Here is an 18887-nt window from a genome sequence, read left to right as displayed (position 1 = left end):
AGGTCTTGGCTTACTAGCTTGCAAGCTGGGGTTAGTTGTTTTCGTGAGTGTCCGATTGGTCATCGATTAATTTAGTATCGTTACTCGGCTCAGAGGCTGCTGGCTTATCTGGACATTTGCCTTGTAAAAAGTAAGCGAAGGCAATAATTTTGGCTACAGCAATGTATAGGGGTTCTGGAATTTCTTCGCCAAGGTCGAGGCGAGCTAGTACTTCTAATAACAAAGGATCATTATGTATGTGCACTTCGTTTTGCTTGGCTGTCTCAATAATTTTTTCTGCTAGCTCGCCGTATCCTTTGGCCACTAAAGTCGGTGCATTTTCTCCATCGTACTTTAATGCAGCGGCTCTGGCTGCTTTGGGTGTTGGTTTTTTCATACTTGGATATCTACGCCACTGGTATTTTCATCAACGTTAAGAGGCTCTACTTTACTTTGTTTGCTTTTTATCTCATCAACATCGACACCAGCAATAAAAAGGGAGTCTTTAAGTTGCTGCATATGCGCTTTTAAAAGCGCTGCTGTGGATTCATTTTCTGCACTAAAGTGAGTAGAGATACGTTTGTTTTGATAAATAACTTTAGCCAACATAGGGCCTAGCGGCTCTAAGTCGAATTTAATACTAATTGTCCACTGGCGTGACTGCTTATCTTGCTTGCTTTGTTTTTGTGACTCTAGTAAAAGCTCAAAAGAAGTCACTTTACCGTTATTGTGAATGGGCAAGTCAAACAGGTACTGTTGAAGTAGCGGTAGTTCAGAGCGCAAACTAAGCAATTGGTTTGACTCAGTTTTAGTTATGCTCGCATTAACTTCAAGCAGCATATCATTAAGAATTTGGGTGTAGACTGCTGTTCCGAGCTGTTTTTGAGCGCTTTGGTTTACGCCAACCAATGCCGCGCCTTTCATTAGTTGACTTACAAGTTGATTTAATTCTGGTGAACGGAATATTTTGGGTTGTTCTTCAGGATTGCTACTTGCTGTGTGAAGCTTATCGATAATTGCAGGCGGTAACTGCGTCGAAGCAGTTTTAGAAGCTTGTAGGTGTTGGCTAACCGCTTGGATAACGGACAGCGTCATTTTTGCGGGATCGATTTGTGTATTGTTGGCTTTACCCAATAGTTGAATAGCACTTTCTATTAATTGTTTTAGTTGTAATTGGTTAAGCTTAAAGTCTTTTTTAATCGTATGATTGGTTAAGTTTAAAGCTGTTTGTTTGCTTGCTTTGCTGTTACCGGTAAATGTCGGCGAGTTGTCAGAATTTACTTGGCGCTCAAGCTGTGCCAGTTTCTGTTCAAAAAACAACCCACTATTATTTAGTCGCTGGGCGAGCTTGAGATCGCTATTATTTTTAGAAAAATCTAGAGGTGCGATGAGTTTTTCAGTTTGAAGCGTGACTTGAAGCGCTTTGTTAAGTGCTTTTGTTTGGTTTTGAGGTGCAGGAATCAATTGCATTAGCTCTTTTACTGCTGCGCTATTAAGGCTTTGTTGCAATGGCTGAGAGCGAGGTTTTTCGGGGTTTGTTAAAACGAGTGTTTGACTTGATGTAATTAAATTATTGAGCTGCTGAGACAGATTATTAAGCCGGTTTAAGTTGCTAGATAAATTTTGAGTTGGCTTACTTTGGGGGCTCAGTAGTAAGTTGATAGCCGCTTTTAAACTTATCAGCGGGTTAGCTTGGCTACTGGCTGCATGGGTGTTTTTGGGTGAATTTGGCGTCGCCGCAGTCGAGCTAGTTAAAGGCGCTAATTGAGAAGTGTTTGGAGAAAGTAAGTTGTTCAAACTAAGCGTATTATTATTGAGCAATTTAGCGGAACTAAAAGTCAGCTGAATCGGCGCTATGAGTTTATTGCTAGTGGTTGCCTTGCTATTAACGCCAGAAAGCTCAAGTAGAACCGCGCTTTTAGTCGCAGATAGCTGAGCTTGAAAGCTTTGCTTGGTGATATTGGCAATTGCTTGAGTTAGCTCCATGGGAAGGAGTAGTTGGGCTAAACGAGCATTTCCAGTCAGTGTTAATGATAAAGGTTGTTGTTCCGCTAATAATAGCTGTTTGACCAAGATAGGTTTGTTTTGGATCTCGTTAATTAAGGCAAGCACTCTCGGATCTAGCTGCTTGGCCGCTAATTGATTGATTTGAGCATCGTTGTTTGAAATGCGCAATTTGAATCCTTAATCATGGTAAAATAATTGCCTTTGATATAGTATAGCCGCTGTTTCAGGGATGGGCTTTTTACACGTTGGAAAAAAGAATTAGAGGACAATGAGTGCTAGTTGAAGACGCTAGATATAACCCTGAAAATCGGTTTGAAGTAACGGATTTAACAGTAGTTCGTGGTGACTACCGGATCTTTGAACCGGTCAGTTTTAAACTTTCTGCTGGTGAAGCGCTGCAAATAAGCGGTGCTAATGGCGCCGGTAAAACAACCTTAATTAGAGCGCTTTGTGGACTAACTCGCTCAGCGGAAGGAATGCGCTTGTGGAATGGCAAAAATATTTTTGCAAGCAAAAGTGAGTATAAGCAAGCCTTGCTTTATATCGGCCATTCATTGGGGTTAAAGCCTAAGTTAACCGTGATGCAAAATCTAGAGTTTTTTCAAAGTCTTCGGTTTCCTTTAAATACTGCACAAATTGATGAGGCACTGCAAAGATTTGACATAGCTGAGCTGGCAGATGAAGCGGTATCTTACCTTTCTGCAGGTCAAAAAAGACGGGTCGCTTTGGCTCGAATTATGACAGAGCCAACTCCTTTATGGATTTTAGACGAGCCGTTAGTCGCATTAGACACTCGTGGTCAAGCATGGATGTTACAGCGTTGTAATCAACATTTGGCTCATGGTGGCATGCTTATTGTTACTTCACATCAAGCTGTGACAGGAATTCAAGGATTAAAGGAGCTTAATTTATTATGAAGCTACTGCGGCGTTTAATTTATCGCGAATTAGCAGTAGTGGTAAAAAGCCATTCTGAATTTGTCTATCCGTTGGCGTTCTTTGTAATGGTGACTACCATGTTTCCGTTGGCTGTGACACCTGAGCCGCAGCAGCTAGCTTTTATCGCGCCAGGAGTTATTTGGGTGGCCGCGTTGCTTAGCCTGTTATTATCATTGCAGTCTTTTTATGTGAGCGACTTTGATGATGGTACGCTTGAACAATTAGTTATTAGTGGCGTTCCTGCGAATCAAATTATTGTTGCTAAAGTCAGTGCTAATTGGCTCGTAACTGGTTTGCCTTTAGTGTTTGTAGTACCGCTTATTGGATTATTAATGCACCTTGACGGACAAACCGTTTTAGTTGCGATGCTAGCGCTGTTATTGGGAACACCTAGTCTGTGTTTTATTGGTGCGATTGGTATGAACTTAACCGTTGGATTAAGAAACGGTGCCGTTTTGCTTACTTTGCTTGTGTTACCATTATTTATCCCGGTGTTAATTTTTGGTGCATCTGCTGTAGAAGCGGCTCGCTCGGGGTTAGAATATACTGGGCAGTTGGCGATTTTAGGCGCCATTTTAATTTTGTGTATTATGCTTGCTCCTTTCGCGGCAGCGGCGGCAATGAAAATTTCTTTAGATTAATTAGTTTGTTAATTTTGGAACGATAATTATGTGGAAGTGGTTTTTTCAATTAGCCTCACCTAAATGGTGCTTTTCAATTGCTGAAAGGCTGATTCCTTGGTTTGGGTTGGTCACTCTAGTGTTGTTTGCTGTGGGGTTAGTGCTTGGATTACTTTATTCGCCGGCAGACTACCAGCAAGGTAATACGGTTCGCATAATGTACATTCATGTTCCTGCGGCCTATTTATCAATGATGGTTTATGTTGTTATGGCAATTAGTGGTGCAATTGGCTTAATTTGGCGGATAAAAATGGCGCATATAGTTTCCGTGAGCTGTGCATCTATAGGCGCTATGTTTACTGCTTTAGCTTTAATTACCGGTGCAATCTGGGGGCGTCCGACTTGGGGAACATACTGGGTATGGGACGCGCGTTTAACGTCTGAGCTAATACTCTTATTCTTGTATTTAGGTTATATGGCATTACATGCAGCCTATGACGATAAAAAAGCCGCAGACAAAGCCGCTGCGGTTTTAGCGCTAGTTGGAATTGTAAATATTCCGATTATTCACTTCTCGGTAGAGTGGTGGAACACGCTGCACCAAGGAGCAACATTAAGCAAATTAGAAAAACCATCAATGGATACTTCCATGTTGTGGCCATTATTAGTGATGATATTTGCGTTTAAATTCTATTTTTTTACTACCTTAATGCAAAAAATAAAAGCCGAAATTTTATTAAGGGAAAAGCAAACTAACTGGGTAAAAGAACGAGTCAAACAACTGATTCAAAAAGAAGGTTAATTATGTACTTTGACAGTTTTTCAGATTTTATAGCAATGGGCGGACATGGCGTTTACATTTGGGCGTGTTACCTCATTGTGTTTATCGCACTTATATTACAGTTTAAATTTGCTCAGAAAGTACTCTTTAAAAATGCTAAAGCCGTTGAGCGTTTTTATCGAAGAGAGCAACTTCGCGCAGAGAAAAAAGCGCTTAACAGCTCAACCAATGCAACCAATATAGAAAGTGAGAAAAGTTAACATGGCGATGAAACCACACAGAAAGAAAAAACTTCTCAGTGTTATTGCTGGCGTTGTCGGCGTTGCTGCCATAGTTGGGTTAGTTTTATACGCAAGTGAGCAAAAAATGAATTTATTTTATACGCCCACAGAAATTTTGGCAGGTAGTGCTCCGCAAGATAGAGTCATTCGAATAGGGGGATTAGTAAAAGAGGGAAGCGTAAAGAATATCCCTCAGTCTGATGCTTCGCTTAAAACTCTCTTTACGGTTACCGACAAAAAATCGGATGTTGTTGTCTCTTTCGATAAAATTTTACCCGACCTTTTTAGAGAAGGTCAAGGCGTTGTAGCATTAGGACGGGTGAATAGTGAAGGCGTATTTGTTGCGTCAGAAGTGTTAGCTAAGCATGATGAAGAATATAAAGCGCCTGAGGTTTTAGAGGCGTTAGAAAAAGCCGGTCATCCAGTAAAAAGAGATTATTAAGATGCAGGCAGAGCTTGGACAATTCTTATTGGCATTGGCATTTTTCGCTTCTTTAAGCTTAGCGATTTTTCCTATGCTTGGAAGTTTTACGCAGCACCGTGTGTTAATGCAGACCGCAAAACCTTTAACCTATTTAATCTTCGCGACCCTGCTTGGCAGCTTTTTTTGTTTAGAATATGCCTTTATTGTCGATGATTTTAGCGTTTCTTATGTCGCCAACCATTCTAATTCTTTATTGCCTTTGCGCTACAAAATATCTGCGGTGTGGGGAGGGCATGAAGGCTCTTTTTTATTGTGGGTACTTATTCTTTCTGGGTGGATGCTCGCGGTAGCTTTAAGAACTCAGCAGTTTCCGCTAATTAGTTATACCCGAGTGCTCTCTGTGCTGGGCTTTATTGCTTGTGGGTTTATTGCTTTTCTACTATTTACCTCGAATCCATTTGAACGAACCTTGCCTTTTTTTCCAATTGACGGAAGTGATTTAAATCCGTTATTGCAAGATTTTGGAATGATTATTCATCCGCCGTTATTGTATATGGGTTATGTTGGGTTTGCAGTGTCTTTTGCATTTGCTATTGCGGCTTTAATAGAAGGCCGTTGGGATTCAGAATGGGCCAGAAGAACGCGACCATGGACGATTGCTGCGTGGTCGTGCCTTACCGTAGGAATTGCGTTAGGCAGTTGGTGGGCATATTACGAGCTTGGTTGGGGCGGTTGGTGGTTTTGGGATCCTGTTGAGAACGCCTCTTTTATGCCGTGGTTAGTTGGCACAGCCTTAATTCATTCGCTTGCCGTAACGGATAAACGTGACAGCTTTAAAGGTTGGACGCTTGGCCTTTCGTTAACTACTTTCTCGCTTTGTTTGTTGGGGACTTTTTTGGTGCGTTCTGGTGTATTAACATCGGTGCATTCGTTTAGTAATGATCCCGATAGAGGACTGTTTATATTAATATATTTGGGGATTGTTATCGGTTTTTCTGTGTTGTTGTTTGCGTTTAGAGCAAGCAAGGTCACTAAGCCGGTTAACTTCACCTTTTTATCAAGAGATATGTTTTTATTATTAAACAATATGTTGTTAGTGTGCGCGACATTCATTGTTTTATTTGGAACCTTATATCCATTAATAGCAGAAGCATTCGGGCGCAAACTTTCGGTCGGTGCGCCTTATTTTAATGCGCTCTTTCCTTGGCCAATGTTTATTTTGTTTAGTTTGTTAGGTGTGGGGCCATTGCTTAACTGGAAGCGTCACAATTTTAAAAAATTACTTCCTGTGCTTTTAAAATTGGGGCTGCTTTCTTTATTCGCAGCTATCGGTCTCACTTTATTGATTGGAGACTTCTATTTTTGGGTTTTGATAGGTAGCGTACTGGCGTTTTGGATTGCTTCGTCTAATCTATTTTTCTTAGTGAGAAGCAATAAGCAAAACAATAACTTGTTCGAGCGCTTGAGCAAGATATCTCGCGCTAAGCTCGGTATGGTTATTGCGCATATTGGGATTGCTTGTACCCTTTTAGGGGTGGTGATTGTTAGCTTGCACAGCATAGAAAAAGACTTAAGAATTGAAGTTGGTCAAACCGTAAAAATTGATAACTATGAGTTTAAGATGTTGTCTGCTCAGCCCGTGAATGGAGCGAATTATCAAGCGTATCAAGTCAGTTTTGCGGTGAGTCATTGGGGCGAACAAGTAGCAACGGTTCACCCAGAAAAACGCTATTATTTGGCTGGAAAACAAGTCATGACCGAAGCCTCTATTGACCCTGGATTGTGGCGCGACGTATACGTTTCTTTAGGTGAAGCCATGGACGAGCGTCAACAAGTTTGGGCGGTTAGAATTTACATAAAACCTTTTATTCGCTGGATTTGGGGAGGCGCAGCAATCATGGGCTTAGGTGGTCTTATTGCTGCAATGGATCGCCGGTTTTCAAAAGCAAATAAACGTAAGGTGGTAGCGTGAGTAATTTTATAAAGTGGCTTAAAGTAACGCTTACACTTGTTGTGATAAGCGGAATTATCAGCGTATTTTATTGGGCGTTGCGACATGACTCTAGTCAGCTTCCATCGCAGTTAATTAATAAACCAGCGCCACAATTTGAAGTCGCTGAGCTGCTTGACGAAAATGTCATTTATTCCAATCAAGTATTTAAAGGAAATATTAGTTTGGTCAATGTTTGGGCGAGCTGGTGCGCGGCTTGTTATGTCGAGCATCCTTACTGGAATGATTATGCCCAAATTGAAGGTTTACAAATTGTTGGACTTAACTATAACGATAAAAAAGACAAGGCTCTTGAGTTTTTAGAGACCCAAGGTAATGCGTATGACAAAATATTTTTTGATCATACTGGCCGCGTAGGCATAGAGTTTGGTGTTTATGGTGCGCCTGAAACTTATTTGATCGATCCACAAGGAAGAGTTCGTTATCGTCACGTTGGTGTGGTCAGCCCCGATGTTTTTAAGTCAGACTTCATGCCACTTATTGAAAAAATACGCAGAGGTTTTTAATGAAAAAATATGCGTTTTTAATACTTGTTTTGTTTGCTAGCCACGTTGAAAGTTCCATTCGTGTATTCGAGTTCGAGAGCGCCGAGCAAGAGCAGCGCTTTCACTATTTAAATAGCATTTTGCGCTGTCCAACATGTCAAAACCAAAGCTTAGCTGACTCTAACTCTATTGTAGCTGAAGACTTAAAGGAAATTGTTTACGAACAAGTCATTGCCGGAAAAACTAATCAAGAAATTTTATCGTTTATGAAACAACGCTATGGCGAGTTTATTTTATTTGAGCCAGAACTCACCAATGATAATTTGATACTTTGGGGCGGGCCTGTCGTATTCTTTTTTATCGTATTACTTAGTTTTTTGCTCTGGTACTTAAAAAACAGGAATATATCTAATGATTAATTTGTGGCTGGCAAGCGCATTGATTTTAATCTTTAGCCTAGCGGTTGTGGCTTATTATGCCATCCAAAATAACAGTGGCTTAGAGCAAGAAAGTCCCTATAGCGATGCAAAATGGCCGCTATTATTTCCCTTTGTTGTCATGTTGTTAGCACCCATTTATTATTTTTCACAGCCAAGTTATCAAGCTCAGCAGTCTTGGCAAAATGTTAAAGCAGAGTCAAATACTTTGTTAGCGTCTGGTAACATTAATGACGCCTCTGTGACCATGCAGCAGCTTATATTAGCGTTAAGGACAAAAGCATTTGAGAATCCAGAGTCAGGCACACTTTGGTATGAGTTAGGTCAAGCTTATGCTAATTTAAATATGCGTGAACTTGCGCTTGAAGCAATGCAAAGAGCGGTAAGAGTAGAGCCCAATCCTGACTGGCAAGTAGCGACGGCTCAATTGTATCTCACTGCAAAAACCACCGCCGACATGGAGCAAGCCAAACAGATTTTAACCCGAGTGGTTAAGCAAAACCCTGAACACCAAGGGGCGTTATTAACACTTGGATTTACTGCTTTTCATTTAAAGCAATACCCAGACGCCATTGCTGCATGGCAGCAATTGGTCCAGTTAGAATCATTATCTGATTCTTCTAAGCGCTTTATTAAAAACCAAATAGAGCAAACTAAAACCATGCTGAATAACCAATAAATCTCCAACAGTCTATGTTAGTCATGTCTTTAGGCGCGGTCTTAAGTACTGAAAAAGTAAAAGTTTGTGCCTTGATTTAATAATAATTGCGCCTTTTTAAGGTTAAAAATCGACATAAAGAAACATAAATGTGACGAATGGCACATTAAATTATTGCTTTATTCTAGGCGCTAAGGCATCTTTAAGCGATGAGTCGATGAGTGATAATGTCGTATTCATGCTTATTTTCGCTGGCGTTATTATGGTTGCTAGTTTTGAACCTCTAAACTGAGTGTTTAAATAACCTCGCTTTTAGTCGAAAATGAAGCTAAGTTACTAATGTTACAAAAAGAACTATTTTACATCTGTAACAATTAATTCGTACACCAGTCTCTAGTTATACCGAGACGATTCGGATTAAATTAATTTAATTGATTAAGGAGCTTAACTCTCATGAAAAAACTAACAAAACTAGGTGCAATCATTGGGTCATTATTTTTTGTGACTGCATTTTTTAACACTGCGGCTGCTGATGCTAACCCATTTGCTGAAACTTCAGAAAAAGTCCAAACCTTTGTTGGTGATGGCTCTAAATGTGGTGACGACAAGAAAGATAAAAAATGTGGTGACGACAAAAAGTGCGGCGAAGGTAAATGTGGTAAAGACAAAGCCGACAAAAAGTGCGGCGACCACAAAAAAGATAAAAAATGTGGTGACGACAAGAAAAGCAAGAAAGATAAAAAATGTGGTGATGACAAAAAAGACAAAAAATGCGGTGAAGGCAAGTGCGGCGGTAAATAAGCCTCGCTGAGTCCCGTTAAAAAAACCCACAAGCGATATCGCTGTGGGTTTTTTTTTCGTTTTAAAGTTTATGGTTAGCGGTTGTAATTAGGATTTTAGAAAGATAGTTTAGCCATAAATTTAAGGGTATAATCGAGGTTTGAGCGATCACCGCATTGAATAAATGCATCAACATTAAAGCACGGAATATTTATGTCGAGATTAATTTTAAGCCTGGTAGCAATAATTGGGCTGTCTGGGTGCGCTAGCCAATCTTCTCATCAACAGGACCCATGGGAAGGCTGGAATCGAGGCGTTTATCAATTTAATAAAGTAGTCGACGATAATATTGCGCGTCCGGCAACTGTTGGATACAAAGCCATTACTCCAGACTTTATCGAAGCAGGGGTAACAAATGTTTTTGCTAATTTGGCGGATATTCCTACGATGTTTAATAATTTGTTACAAGGCAAGCTAGGAGACTCAATATCTGACTTAGGCAGAGTTGTAGTTAATACAACCGTTGGTATTGGCGGTTTATGGGACCCAGCCAGTGAAATGGGGTTATTAAAGCATGATGAAGATTTTGGCCAAACTTTAGGCAAATGGGGAGTGCCTTCAGGTCCTTATGTGATGCTTCCGTTTATGGGGCCTTCTACTTTAAGAGACACATTTGCTTACCCGGTCAACTCTCAAATGGACATTATGGGCGTTGTCGATCATGTTCCCACTAGAAATCAATTGAAGCTGCTAGAGCTATTGGATAGGCGCTCTTCGTTAATGAAATTTGAAGATCAGTTAAAAGATGCGATGGATGAATATGCGTTTGTTAGAGATGTTTATTTACAAAACCGACGTTATAAAGTACTTGATGGTAACATCCCGTTTGAAGAAGACTGTGAATTTGAAGAAAACTGCGAGTTTTAAAAAGCAGTTGCTTTACGGTGGTTGGCATAAGAGCCGCTATGGGCGAGCAATGGTTGTAATGTCTTTGATAAGAGAGCTGGCTTAAACGACACGGCGTTTAAGCCATTAAAGAAAAGAGCCTATTTTACGCTTTGAATTGTACCGGCGACTTCATAGCGACCATCGCCCAAGCTTTCTACACGCTTTACTTCAAAATCTGCACTAAGCGGTGCTAACTTACTTTGTTCAGAACGAATGTCCACGCTAAGCTTTTGATTTAATTCGAATTTTTTGTCTGTGATAAAAGAAACGCCATCACCACTTAAATTTTTACTGTCCCCTTCATAAACTTCACTTGTTGCAGGATCGGTAATTGAGACTTTTGCGTCTACGAACATGCGAATAAAATTACGCTTTTCTTCATATTCAGAATTCAACGAAGACATTAACTTCCTCCTAAGGACAGCTTTATTTATCATTATTACTTGTTTCATACTAGAAAATTAATGGGCTAGCGTCAATCAAAAACGCGATACAATTCACTTGTGATTATTTGGTAGTATGCTATAAACGGTTATCAATATAAAAATAACGCAGGGAGCAAGTATTTGTTGGAGTCTGATTTGGTATCTGAAAGCAATGCAACATTGGTACGAAAGATATTAGTCATCGATGATGAGCCTGTAGTAAGAGAAAGTGTTGCAGTCTACCTTGAAGATAGCGGCTACCATGTGATTGAAGCGGCGGACGGCAAAGAAGGCGTCGCGTTATTTAAAGAATATAAACCTGATTTAGTGATCTGTGATTTAAGAATGCCTGAAATGGATGGCATGGAAGTTTTAAAGCAAATCACTACTGAATCTCCCAATACTCCTATTATCATTGTGTCTGGCGCAGGGCAAATCCACGACGTAGTTGAAGCGCTTAGGCTCGGCGCGCTAGATTATTTAGTTAAGCCGGTGACAGATTTAGCGGTGCTAGAGAACGCAATTAATAATGCTCTCACTCGCCATGATTTAGAAGAGCAAAACAAAGCCTACCGAAAAGAATTAGAGCAAGCGAATACCGAGCTTGAGAAAAACTTGGAACTACTCCAAAAAGACCAAGAAGCTGGCAGACGAGCTCAATTACAGCTTTTACCAGAGCCAGACTCCGTAATTAAGCAATTTAAATTTCAACACATTATAAAGCCTTCATTGAATTTAAGTGGTGACTTTATTGACTACTTTGAAATATCTGAGCGCTATTTAGGGTTTTATATTGCAGACGTATCGGGTCATGGTGCTGCCGCGGCTTTTGTGACTATGACTTTAAAAAGTCTGATAAACCAACCGTTACGACAGTTTAGAGTTGGAGAAAGCCAAGCTGTAATTAATCCAAAAGAGTTTATGGCGTATTTAAATGCAGAACTCATCAGTGCAAACCTTGGCAAACATATTACTGTTTTTTATGGTGTAATTGATACCCAGTCGCAAACCTTGACTTATTCGGTAGCAGGTCAGTATCCTGCACCTATATTAAAGTCTAATAACCAATTAACCCCCCTTGAAGCGGGAGGCTTTCCAATTGGATTATTTGAATGGGCGAACTTTGATAATCATTGCATTGAAATAGCTGATGATTTTGGGCTGTTAATGGTTTCTGATGGTTGGCTTGAGTTGTTTGCTGAGTATGACACGCCAGTAAAAGAAAGCTATTTATTAGAATATGTTCAAAGCAAGCCCTTTGGCATTGAGTCTTTAATACAACCGATTAAAAATTATCCTAAAGACAATATGCCTGATGACATTACAATTTTTATCGTTTCAAAGGAATAACAACAGTGGATGGCTCAATTTTTGTAGCGAAAAAAGATGAGATTAATTATATAAAATTTACAGGCACTATTCGTTACTCTCATTGTGGCGGCTTAGATGAACATATTTCTCAACTCTTTTCGGATAGTCAATATCATCAGGTGGTAATTGATTTGGAAGAGGCAGATATTTTGGATAGTACCGCTTTGGGGCTGCTCGCTAGAATTGCGATTGAGTCTAAGAAAACCAGCAATATTAAGCCAGTTATTTTTATACTAGAAGGTGAGCTAAACAATATTTTAAAAAGAGTGTGTTTTGATCAAGTGTTCGACATAGTGTTTGATTCTGAAAGACTACCCGCCAAGGATTTACAGCCTTTAGATGATTTGCCTACTGACGAAGAGGGCGTTTTAAAAAGAGTTGTAAAAGCGCATCGAAACTTGATGAATCTCGATAAGAAAAATACTCAACTTTATCAAGATATAACATCGGTATTGCGCTAAATATTTACCATTTCTTTTTAGGCCCAAAAAGTCCATCGTCAAACTGCTTAATTGGACCTTCGTCAGACTCTTTAGCTTCCTCAGTTGTGTTGTCACTGGCTGGAATAGGTTCTTGTTCAGGGGACTGAGGCGCTTGTGGAGTAGGCTGAGCCGCAGTTTGAATTTCTGGGGTTCTAATTAACTCAAGCAAGTCTTTTTTTAAACTCTGCAATCGTTCATTTTTGTTTGTGATACTTTTCAGCATTTTTAGCGCACTCTGATAGCTTTCTTGAGCTTGAACGAGTTCTTGCTTTGCCTGAAAGCGCCTGCCTTGTTGAATATGTGCCGATATTTTTGACTCTGAAATGAGTCCTAATATTCTACGCACAGACGCGTTAACTAAATTCGAATCTACATCACTGCGTTTATTTAGCTTAAGTAAAAATTTCGCTAAGCTAGATAAACTGCTTATTTGCTTTTTCAATATGTCTAAATCAGCGGGAATATTTAATCTTTGGTTATCAACCGGTAATTGGGTATTTTTAAGTAACTGTTCTGCATGTTGAATATTTTTGAAATTATTAATTTCGCTACTGGAAAGTGAATCTATCGCGTTAAAATTGGCTAGTGCATACTTAAGTAAAAGCTGTCTGGTTTCTGGGCCAACCGGAAAATCATTAATGTTATGTAGTATTTGCATTGCTTGATTGGCGCGATAGCGATGCTGGGCAACCTTTTGTCTCATGAGTGCTCTTTGTTGCTCGCGGCGCTGTACAAATGTAATAGCTAACACACTAGCTACTAGCAGCACTACAATACTAATGATGGTAAATGTATTCATTTAAAACCTGTTTATATTTTTTATCGTTATATTTTTTAGCATCTTCTCATAATTATGGTAGAGTGATTTCAAATACGCCTCCACCAAGTTCTCCGCCATTATATAGCTCTATTTTTCCAGTTAACTCTCCATGTTTATGGAGTTGTGCCACCTGTTGAGCGAAAAACAAGCCTAACCCAGTGCTACCGCTACTGCGGTCAATGCCTTTTATATAATCGCCTTCCATTTCTAACATTGGCCCTGGATAGCCGGGCCCATCGTCACAGATAGATATGCGTACACCTTGATCTATATGTGCTGAAATTCGAATACTGGAATGAGCATAACGTATTGCATTACCGATTACGTTAGATACTACCATCGAAAGCAATGTTTCATCAAAAACTGCTTCAATGTTTTCGCTGATATTGAGTTCACATTGAAACCCTTTCGCATTGAGTAGAGGCTCGTGGATTAGCACTTGCTCTTCAAAGAAGTCGTTTAAATCATGATAGGCTGGGTTAAACGGCATTTGGTTGTTGCCTATTTTATACATCGCTAATAACTGCACAAGCGAGCTATTTAAGCGTGAAGCTTCATACTGCACTACGCTGTAATCTTTACTCGATTTAGCTTGTTGCTGCTGATTTAAAATAACTTCTAATGACTCTAACATCATGCCTAACGAGTTTTTCATATCGTGTACAGTCGATGCTAAAATAGTGCTAAACAGCTCTTTATTATTCATGTCACATACTCTGAATAAGTAATTGAGTTAACCGAGACAACTCGGAGTAACGTGCAAATTTTGGATCTGCCGGCGACAGCCTAGTAATTGATGCGAGAAGTTCCTCTGCTTTTTCTAGCGTATCTCGTTTGCTACTGCATTGCTGCGAGTATTTTAATAATGCTTGTACATGATTAAGATTTATATTGACATTATTAGGGGCAAATTCTGCTGCTTTAGAAAAATTTTCGATTGCTAGCTCGTACTTATTTGATTTAAAAAACTGTACTGCTTTATTATTAAACTGGTTTGCTTTTTGACTATTGGCAATTAAATGTTTATTTGTCGTTAGTTTGGTCGCTTCTTTTATAAATTCTGGATTGTCAAAATATTGTTCTACAGCCTCTTCAATAATACTTTCTGCTAGCTCTTTATCACCCAGACTTTTTAACGATCGAGTAATTTCTATACTCTCAGCTGCACCAATATGCTCTTCTAATCGATGGTAAATTTTATTGGCGGATTTTAAATGCTTTTGAACTGCTTCTGGACTTTCAATTGCCAACCCGAAGTCTGCATGCGCTACTGCACTTCTAAATTGAACTGTTGGTTCAGATTTAAACCGAGAGTCGAGTTTAGAAAAAATGTTTTCGGCTTCTTCAATTAGCTTTTGACGTTGACTACTAGAACTATTTTGCGCTTGCATACCAATTGAACGAGTTAACTTTATATACTCATCAGGAGAGGCAAAAGCAGAGTTGGCTCCAAATTTAACCGCCTGACGAAAAGCGTTTATAACCACTTCTTGGTCGTTATTTTCTTCTGCAATTTCACCCAGCAGCTTTTGCCGTTTTAGTGCTTTGGGAGAACGTTTAACTGCGCTAAGCAGCGTTTTTTGAGCTTCTATAGGTTGTCCTAGTTCATATTGTATTTTCGCCAGCCAGTCGTAGCCTTCGAGCACCATAGGAAACTCTTTAATCATATCGCTAAATACTTCTGCTGCACGTGGTAGCTGCTTCTTAGCGTAAAAAATCTCGCCAACACCCAGTATGGCCCAAGAAATCGCTCTTTGGTGAATGATTTTAGTGGCCAGTTCGAGCGCTTTCTCATGATCTTTCATTGCTTTGTAGCATTCAAATTTATGCCTTAGGCAAGACATTTTAAACTTAGGTTCGGTTTCTATAATTTGATCGCAAAGACTTAGGGCTTCTTGCCATTGCTGTTTTTTAATTTTAATAATAATCGGAGAAATGATATCTTTCTTAATTATCGCTTTGTCTAAACGTGACTTTAAAATGCTGCTATTAAAAGGTTTGGTGAGATAGTTGTCTGGTTGAAATTCTAGCGCGCCCATAACCATCGCCGCAGTGTTCTCTGCGGTTATCATGATAAAAACGCAGCTGCTTTTAATTAGCTTAAAATGGTTGAGCTCTTCGAGTATTTGTTGACCATCTTTTGAGTCACCTAAATTATAATCTGAAAGAATAATATCGTATTTTTTCTCTCTGCAAGCTTGAATCGCGTCTTCTCCGTTATAAACTAAGTCGACCTGCCTGGCTCCCATATTAATGACCATACCCTTTAATGCTCGCCCAAACTCGGCAAAATCTTCGATGATCAACACCACTTTTTTAGCGTAATTGACTTGCCTCTTTATGGGCTTATTAACAAGTGCTTGCATTATTATTCTGAATCTACCTACAATTGTTGAAAGCTATGCGGTTAATCGAGTCTTGTTACTGATGCTAAGACGATATTAATAAAGTATAGTTAAATTATTGAATTTGCGCTAAAAGTTCGTTATTTATTTAAGTTTTAAGGATTACGTCATGAGCACCCTTTTAGGTGAAAAATTAGTTATTGCTATTTCGTCACGAGCATTATTCGATTTAGACGAAAGTCATGCTATATACATGGAGCAAGGGGTAGAAGCTTATTCTAAATATCAAATTGAAAATGAAGACCAGCCACTTCAGCCAGGGGCGGCTTTTCCACTCGTAAAAAAACTCTTATCACTAAACCAAGACAAACGAGATAATCCTGTGGTAGAAGTGGTGTTGTTATCACGTAATAGTGCAGATACCGGCTTGCGAATATTCAATTCAATTAAGCACTATGGCTTAGAAATAAGCCGAGCCGCATTTTCAAGTGGCCGTAGCCCTTATCGCTATGTTTCTGCTTTTGCTACTCATTTGTTTTTGTCAACTGATCCAACCGATGTACGAGCGGCATTACAAGATGGATTTGCAGCTGCCACTATCTTACCGCGTCCCTCGCCATCTGAGGAAGCCTCAGTTGAGCTTCGTTTTGCGTTTGATGGTGATGCTGTGATTTTTTCAGATGAGTCCGAGCAAATTTATAAACAGCAAGGGTTACAAGCATTTACTGAAAATGAAACTGCTGCAGCCAATAAACCATTAGCCGGAGGTCCGTTTAAGAACTTTTTAGCGGCGTTACATCGATTACAAAAAGAGTATTCGGTAGATGAATGTCCTATTCGTACCGCACTGGTAACAGCGCGTTCGGCCCCAGCCCATGAAAGAGTGATTAGAACTTTAAGACAATGGGATATCAGGATTGATGAGGCATTGTTTTTAGGCGGCCTGTCTAAAGGTCAGTTTTTAAAATCTTATGGTGCCGACGTGTTTTTTGATGATCAGTCTAGCCATTGTCATGATGCGGTTGAACATGTCGCCACAGGTCACGTGCCTCATGGTGTTGCAAACCAGTAGTGGATTTATGGGTCAACAACACCAAAAAACCTCAATTTTAAGAGTTGAAGCCTAAATTACCCCTGTTTTTAATGGCTTGTGCCGAGAGTTTAGCTAAAAATTGCAATTTTCTTGTGAAATAGAAAAATGGGTCTATGCTTATAGTAATTTCTTGTTTTAAAAGTTTTCACTATAAGTAATTTGGCCGACTAGATAATGATGTTGTGTTTTTATCTTTATGATTTTAAAGATAAAATTCCATTATCTAGCGAGTAATGATATGACCTAATTTTTTCTTAACTGGAAAATAAATGAAGCTTCAACAAATTAAATATATCTTTGAGGTAGCTAGAAACCAATTAAATGTTTCTGCCACTGCGGAAAGTTTGTTTACTTCTCAACCCGGCATCAGCAAGCAAATTAGGTTGCTTGAGGACGAGTTAGGCGTAGAGATTTTTGTAAGAAGTGGTAAGCACTTAACCAATATAACTCCCGCAGGGCGAGAAATATTGCCAGTCGCTGAGCACATTCTTAAACAAGTCCGTAAAATTCAAGATATTGCTGCGTCACACGTTAATCACAAACAAGGGCGCTTAAACCTATCGACTACGCATACATTCTCGCGTTATTTTTTACCTGAAGTAGTAGAAGATTACCGCAAGCAATACTCGAAAGTGGCTTTACATATTTTTCAAACCAGTGGAGAGCAGACGAATTCTGAGCTAGATGAAGGAAAATTAGACTTCGCGTTAGTTCATCAAGGTGAGCAAGGGTTAGGTGATAAGGTTCACTTGCCATGTTTTTATTGGAAAAGATGCATAGTGGTTCCTAATGGTCATCCGTTAACGCGCAAAGAGTCAGTTAATTTTGACATTTTAGCTCAATATCCATTGTTAACCCATGCAGGCAATGGCTGTGATAAAAACCCCATACAAGCCAAGTTTAAAGAAAATGGCTTTTCTCCTGAAATTGTATTTAGTGCGACTGACTGTGAAGTGATTAAGTCGTATGTCCGAATGGGTTTGGGGGTTGGAATTATTGCTAATATGGCGCACGAAGAGCATTTAGACTCAGACTTAGTGAAAATTCCTGTTGATCATTTATTCGAACCTTCACTTGTAAATGTTGTGTTTGATAGAAATTTATACTTTAGAGAGTATATTTTTGCCTTTATTGAGACGTTAGCACCTCAGCTCACCAGAGACTTAATTCTTCAGGCCCAACAAACTAAATCGGCAAATAAAGTGTCTAAATTAATCGATATTGAGCGTATACCAGTCCTTTAGCTTAATTTGCCTAACTGCGAATGATAACTTCATCTTCTCTGATGTTGGCAAAAGTACATCAGGCTTTAAGTACACCTTTAATAAGTACACCTTTAATTGTCAGTTAAAATATTTCTTTTAAACGTAATACTAGAGTATTCAGAAACTCTGAATACTCAATTAACCTCAACTGTCTCTCCAAATCGTAATTTATCTAACAGAATTAAAACTAAATGAAAGTTCTAACTGGATTTTTAATGGCTTTTGAGGGTTGTATTAGGCATCATTGGCAATCAACTTTATTGGGCTAACAACACAATAACTAATTGATTGAGAGAGCTTTTGGAGTATTGGTTTTGGAAGAGAAAAAAAGTCAAATTATCAAGCTAGACAAAACAAACGAACCCGGTCGGGTGATAGAGCAACCCATGAAGCGCTATTTGGTATTTCAAGTAAAATTAGCACTTGATGCAATTAGAGACATTCTATTAGGCCCAGTAGCCTTAGTTGCTACCCTAGTTGATATTGTGGAAAAAAATAAAGGCCGAAACAGTCATTTTGAAAAGCTCATGAAGTTTGGACGTATTTCGGAGCGACATATAAACCTTTTTAATCAACATAAGTCGAAAAGACAATCGGTTGAGTCGGTCTTTGAGCAAGTTGAAGAAGTAATTAAAAAGGAATATCAAGAAGGGCAACTTACCGCAAAAGCCAAAAAAGCAATCGAAGACAAATTGGCAAAAAATAAGCGCACTAAGAATTAAAGTGCGCTTTTAAAG

Annotated in this window: 22 protein-coding genes; 16 read left to right on the top strand and 6 right to left on the bottom strand. The window is 39.3% G+C overall.

Annotated features, from left to right (window positions below):
* Nucleotides 1–31 precede the first annotated feature (31 nt).
* Together ACUR5C_RS10770 and fliK are read right to left on the bottom strand one after the other, a co-directional pair.
* On the bottom strand, nt 32–376 hold the full coding sequence (locus tag ACUR5C_RS10770; protein ID WP_454465128.1) for an EscU/YscU/HrcU family type III secretion system export apparatus switch protein: 345 nt from the start codon (nt 374–376) through the stop codon (nt 32–34).
* On the bottom strand, nt 373–2154 hold the full coding sequence (fliK, locus tag ACUR5C_RS10765; RefSeq protein WP_454465127.1) for a flagellar hook-length control protein FliK: 1782 nt from the start codon (nt 2152–2154) through the stop codon (nt 373–375). Before fliK ends, ACUR5C_RS10770 begins: the two co-directional genes overlap by 4 nt.
* 104 nt (nt 2155–2258) lie before the next feature.
* Here fliK and ccmA point away from each other — a divergent pair, with 104 nt between their 5' ends.
* From ccmA to ACUR5C_RS10710, 11 genes are all read left to right on the top strand, one after another.
* Nucleotides 2259–2903, top strand: a complete 645-nt coding sequence (gene ccmA / locus ACUR5C_RS10760; RefSeq protein ID WP_454465126.1) for a cytochrome c biogenesis heme-transporting ATPase CcmA — start codon at nt 2259–2261, stop codon at nt 2901–2903.
* Nucleotides 2900–3565: a heme exporter protein CcmB gene (gene ccmB / locus ACUR5C_RS10755; RefSeq protein WP_454465125.1), complete on the top strand. Its 666-nt coding sequence runs from the start codon at nt 2900–2902 to the stop codon at nt 3563–3565. The genes ccmA and ccmB overlap by 4 nt, the downstream gene beginning before the upstream one ends.
* A gap of 28 nt (nt 3566–3593) precedes the next feature.
* Nucleotides 3594–4346, top strand: coding sequence for a heme ABC transporter permease (locus tag ACUR5C_RS10750; protein WP_454465124.1), 753 nt, complete (start codon nt 3594–3596; stop codon nt 4344–4346).
* 2 nt (nt 4347–4348) lie between these two features.
* Complete coding sequence (gene ccmD, locus ACUR5C_RS10745) at nt 4349–4585, top strand: heme exporter protein CcmD (RefSeq protein WP_454465123.1); 237 nt, start codon at nt 4349–4351, stop codon at nt 4583–4585.
* Nucleotide 4586: 1 nt separating this feature from the next.
* Nucleotides 4587–5048: a cytochrome c maturation protein CcmE gene (gene ccmE / locus ACUR5C_RS10740; RefSeq protein WP_454465122.1), complete on the top strand. Its 462-nt coding sequence runs from the start codon at nt 4587–4589 to the stop codon at nt 5046–5048.
* Between the two features lies 1 nt (nt 5049).
* On the top strand, nt 5050–7002 hold the full coding sequence (locus ACUR5C_RS10735) for a heme lyase CcmF/NrfE family subunit (RefSeq protein WP_454465121.1): 1953 nt from the start codon (nt 5050–5052) through the stop codon (nt 7000–7002).
* Nucleotides 6999–7547: a DsbE family thiol:disulfide interchange protein gene (locus ACUR5C_RS10730; protein WP_454465120.1), complete on the top strand. Its 549-nt coding sequence runs from the start codon at nt 6999–7001 to the stop codon at nt 7545–7547. The genes ACUR5C_RS10735 and ACUR5C_RS10730 overlap by 4 nt, the downstream gene beginning before the upstream one ends.
* Entirely contained in the window at nt 7547–7945 is a 399-nt protein-coding gene (locus ACUR5C_RS10725; RefSeq protein ID WP_454465119.1) for a cytochrome c-type biogenesis protein, read from the top strand. Before ACUR5C_RS10730 ends, ACUR5C_RS10725 begins: the two co-directional genes overlap by 1 nt.
* A complete protein-coding gene (locus ACUR5C_RS10720) occupies nt 7938–8642 on the top strand; it encodes a tetratricopeptide repeat protein (RefSeq protein WP_454465118.1) in 705 nt (234 codons plus the stop codon). The genes ACUR5C_RS10725 and ACUR5C_RS10720 overlap by 8 nt, the downstream gene beginning before the upstream one ends.
* 432 nt (nt 8643–9074) lie before the next feature.
* On the top strand, nt 9075–9422 hold the full coding sequence (locus tag ACUR5C_RS10715; RefSeq protein WP_454465117.1) for a hypothetical protein: 348 nt from the start codon (nt 9075–9077) through the stop codon (nt 9420–9422).
* 192 nt (nt 9423–9614) lie between these two features.
* Complete coding sequence (locus ACUR5C_RS10710) at nt 9615–10328, top strand: MlaA family lipoprotein (protein ID WP_454465116.1); 714 nt, start codon at nt 9615–9617, stop codon at nt 10326–10328.
* A 119-nt stretch (nt 10329–10447) separates the two neighbouring features.
* On the opposite strand, the gene ACUR5C_RS10705 is transcribed toward ACUR5C_RS10710, so the two are convergent.
* Nucleotides 10448–10753, bottom strand: coding sequence for a PilZ domain-containing protein (locus ACUR5C_RS10705; RefSeq protein WP_454465115.1), 306 nt, complete (start codon nt 10751–10753; stop codon nt 10448–10450).
* 162 nt (nt 10754–10915) lie between these two features.
* Between ACUR5C_RS10705 and ACUR5C_RS10700 the strand changes: the two genes are divergently transcribed.
* Both ACUR5C_RS10700 and ACUR5C_RS10695 read left to right on the top strand, forming a co-directional pair.
* On the top strand, nt 10916–12124 hold the full coding sequence (locus ACUR5C_RS10700; RefSeq protein ID WP_454465114.1) for a response regulator: 1209 nt from the start codon (nt 10916–10918) through the stop codon (nt 12122–12124).
* Between the two features lie 5 nt (nt 12125–12129).
* Entirely contained in the window at nt 12130–12606 is a 477-nt protein-coding gene (locus ACUR5C_RS10695; RefSeq protein WP_454465113.1) for an STAS domain-containing protein, read from the top strand.
* A gap of 4 nt (nt 12607–12610) precedes the next feature.
* Here the strand turns inward: ACUR5C_RS10695 and ACUR5C_RS10690 are convergent, their stop codons facing one another.
* From ACUR5C_RS10690 to ACUR5C_RS10680, 3 genes are read right to left on the bottom strand one after another with little or no spacing between them, the layout of a single operon-like run.
* Complete coding sequence (locus tag ACUR5C_RS10690; RefSeq protein ID WP_454465112.1) at nt 12611–13426, bottom strand: hypothetical protein; 816 nt, start codon at nt 13424–13426, stop codon at nt 12611–12613.
* Nucleotides 13427–13478: 52 nt separating this feature from the next.
* Nucleotides 13479–14153, bottom strand: a complete 675-nt coding sequence (locus ACUR5C_RS10685; protein ID WP_454465111.1) for a sensor histidine kinase — start codon at nt 14151–14153, stop codon at nt 13479–13481.
* Between the two features lies 1 nt (nt 14154).
* Nucleotides 14155–15813: a response regulator gene (locus ACUR5C_RS10680; RefSeq protein WP_454465110.1), complete on the bottom strand. Its 1659-nt coding sequence runs from the start codon at nt 15811–15813 to the stop codon at nt 14155–14157.
* 148 nt (nt 15814–15961) lie between these two features.
* On the opposite strand from ACUR5C_RS10680, the gene ACUR5C_RS10675 reads away from it, so the two are divergent.
* The 3 genes from ACUR5C_RS10675 to ACUR5C_RS10665 all read left to right on the top strand — a co-directional run bounded on the left by ACUR5C_RS10675 (nt 15962) and on the right by ACUR5C_RS10665 (nt 18872).
* Nucleotides 15962–16864, top strand: coding sequence for a 5'-nucleotidase (locus ACUR5C_RS10675; protein ID WP_454465109.1), 903 nt, complete (start codon nt 15962–15964; stop codon nt 16862–16864).
* Between the two features lie 290 nt (nt 16865–17154).
* Nucleotides 17155–18129: a LysR substrate-binding domain-containing protein gene (locus ACUR5C_RS10670; protein ID WP_454465108.1), complete on the top strand. Its 975-nt coding sequence runs from the start codon at nt 17155–17157 to the stop codon at nt 18127–18129.
* 335 nt (nt 18130–18464) lie between these two features.
* Nucleotides 18465–18872 carry a hypothetical protein gene (locus tag ACUR5C_RS10665; RefSeq protein WP_454465107.1) on the top strand — a complete coding sequence of 136 codons (408 nt, stop codon included), beginning with the start codon at nt 18465–18467 and terminating at the stop codon, nt 18870–18872.
* The last annotated feature ends 15 nt before the right edge of the window (nt 18873–18887 follow it).

Source organism: Aliikangiella aequoris (assembly GCF_053709105.1).
This window is presented reverse-complemented; position numbering and strand designations above follow the sequence as displayed.

What these genes read in the sequence shown, in the direction of transcription:
- ACUR5C_RS10770 (WP_454465128.1), bottom strand. Translation starts at nt 376, where the DNA reads ATGAAAAAACCAACACCCAAAGCAGCCAGAGCCGCTGCATTAAAGTAC.
- ccmB (WP_454465125.1), top strand. Translation starts at nt 2,900, where the DNA reads ATGAAGCTACTGCGGCGTTTAATTTATCGCGAATTAGCAGTAGTGGTA.
- ACUR5C_RS10750 (WP_454465124.1), top strand. Translation starts at nt 3,594, where the DNA reads ATGTGGAAGTGGTTTTTTCAATTAGCCTCACCTAAATGGTGCTTTTCA.
- ccmD (WP_454465123.1), top strand. Translation starts at nt 4,349, where the DNA reads ATGTACTTTGACAGTTTTTCAGATTTTATAGCAATGGGCGGACATGGC.
- ccmE (WP_454465122.1), top strand. Translation starts at nt 4,587, where the DNA reads ATGGCGATGAAACCACACAGAAAGAAAAAACTTCTCAGTGTTATTGCT.
- ACUR5C_RS10735 (WP_454465121.1), top strand. Translation starts at nt 5,050, where the DNA reads ATGCAGGCAGAGCTTGGACAATTCTTATTGGCATTGGCATTTTTCGCT.
- ACUR5C_RS10725 (WP_454465119.1), top strand. Translation starts at nt 7,547, where the DNA reads ATGAAAAAATATGCGTTTTTAATACTTGTTTTGTTTGCTAGCCACGTT.
- ACUR5C_RS10720 (WP_454465118.1), top strand. Translation starts at nt 7,938, where the DNA reads ATGATTAATTTGTGGCTGGCAAGCGCATTGATTTTAATCTTTAGCCTA.
- ACUR5C_RS10715 (WP_454465117.1), top strand. Translation starts at nt 9,075, where the DNA reads ATGAAAAAACTAACAAAACTAGGTGCAATCATTGGGTCATTATTTTTT.
- ACUR5C_RS10710 (WP_454465116.1), top strand. Translation starts at nt 9,615, where the DNA reads ATGTCGAGATTAATTTTAAGCCTGGTAGCAATAATTGGGCTGTCTGGG.
- ACUR5C_RS10705 (WP_454465115.1), bottom strand. Translation starts at nt 10,753, where the DNA reads ATGTCTTCGTTGAATTCTGAATATGAAGAAAAGCGTAATTTTATTCGC.
- ACUR5C_RS10690 (WP_454465112.1), bottom strand. Translation starts at nt 13,426, where the DNA reads ATGAATACATTTACCATCATTAGTATTGTAGTGCTGCTAGTAGCTAGT.
- ACUR5C_RS10685 (WP_454465111.1), bottom strand. Translation starts at nt 14,153, where the DNA reads ATGAATAATAAAGAGCTGTTTAGCACTATTTTAGCATCGACTGTACAC.
- ACUR5C_RS10680 (WP_454465110.1), bottom strand. Translation starts at nt 15,813, where the DNA reads ATGCAAGCACTTGTTAATAAGCCCATAAAGAGGCAAGTCAATTACGCT.
- ACUR5C_RS10675 (WP_454465109.1), top strand. Translation starts at nt 15,962, where the DNA reads ATGAGCACCCTTTTAGGTGAAAAATTAGTTATTGCTATTTCGTCACGA.
- ACUR5C_RS10670 (WP_454465108.1), top strand. Translation starts at nt 17,155, where the DNA reads ATGAAGCTTCAACAAATTAAATATATCTTTGAGGTAGCTAGAAACCAA.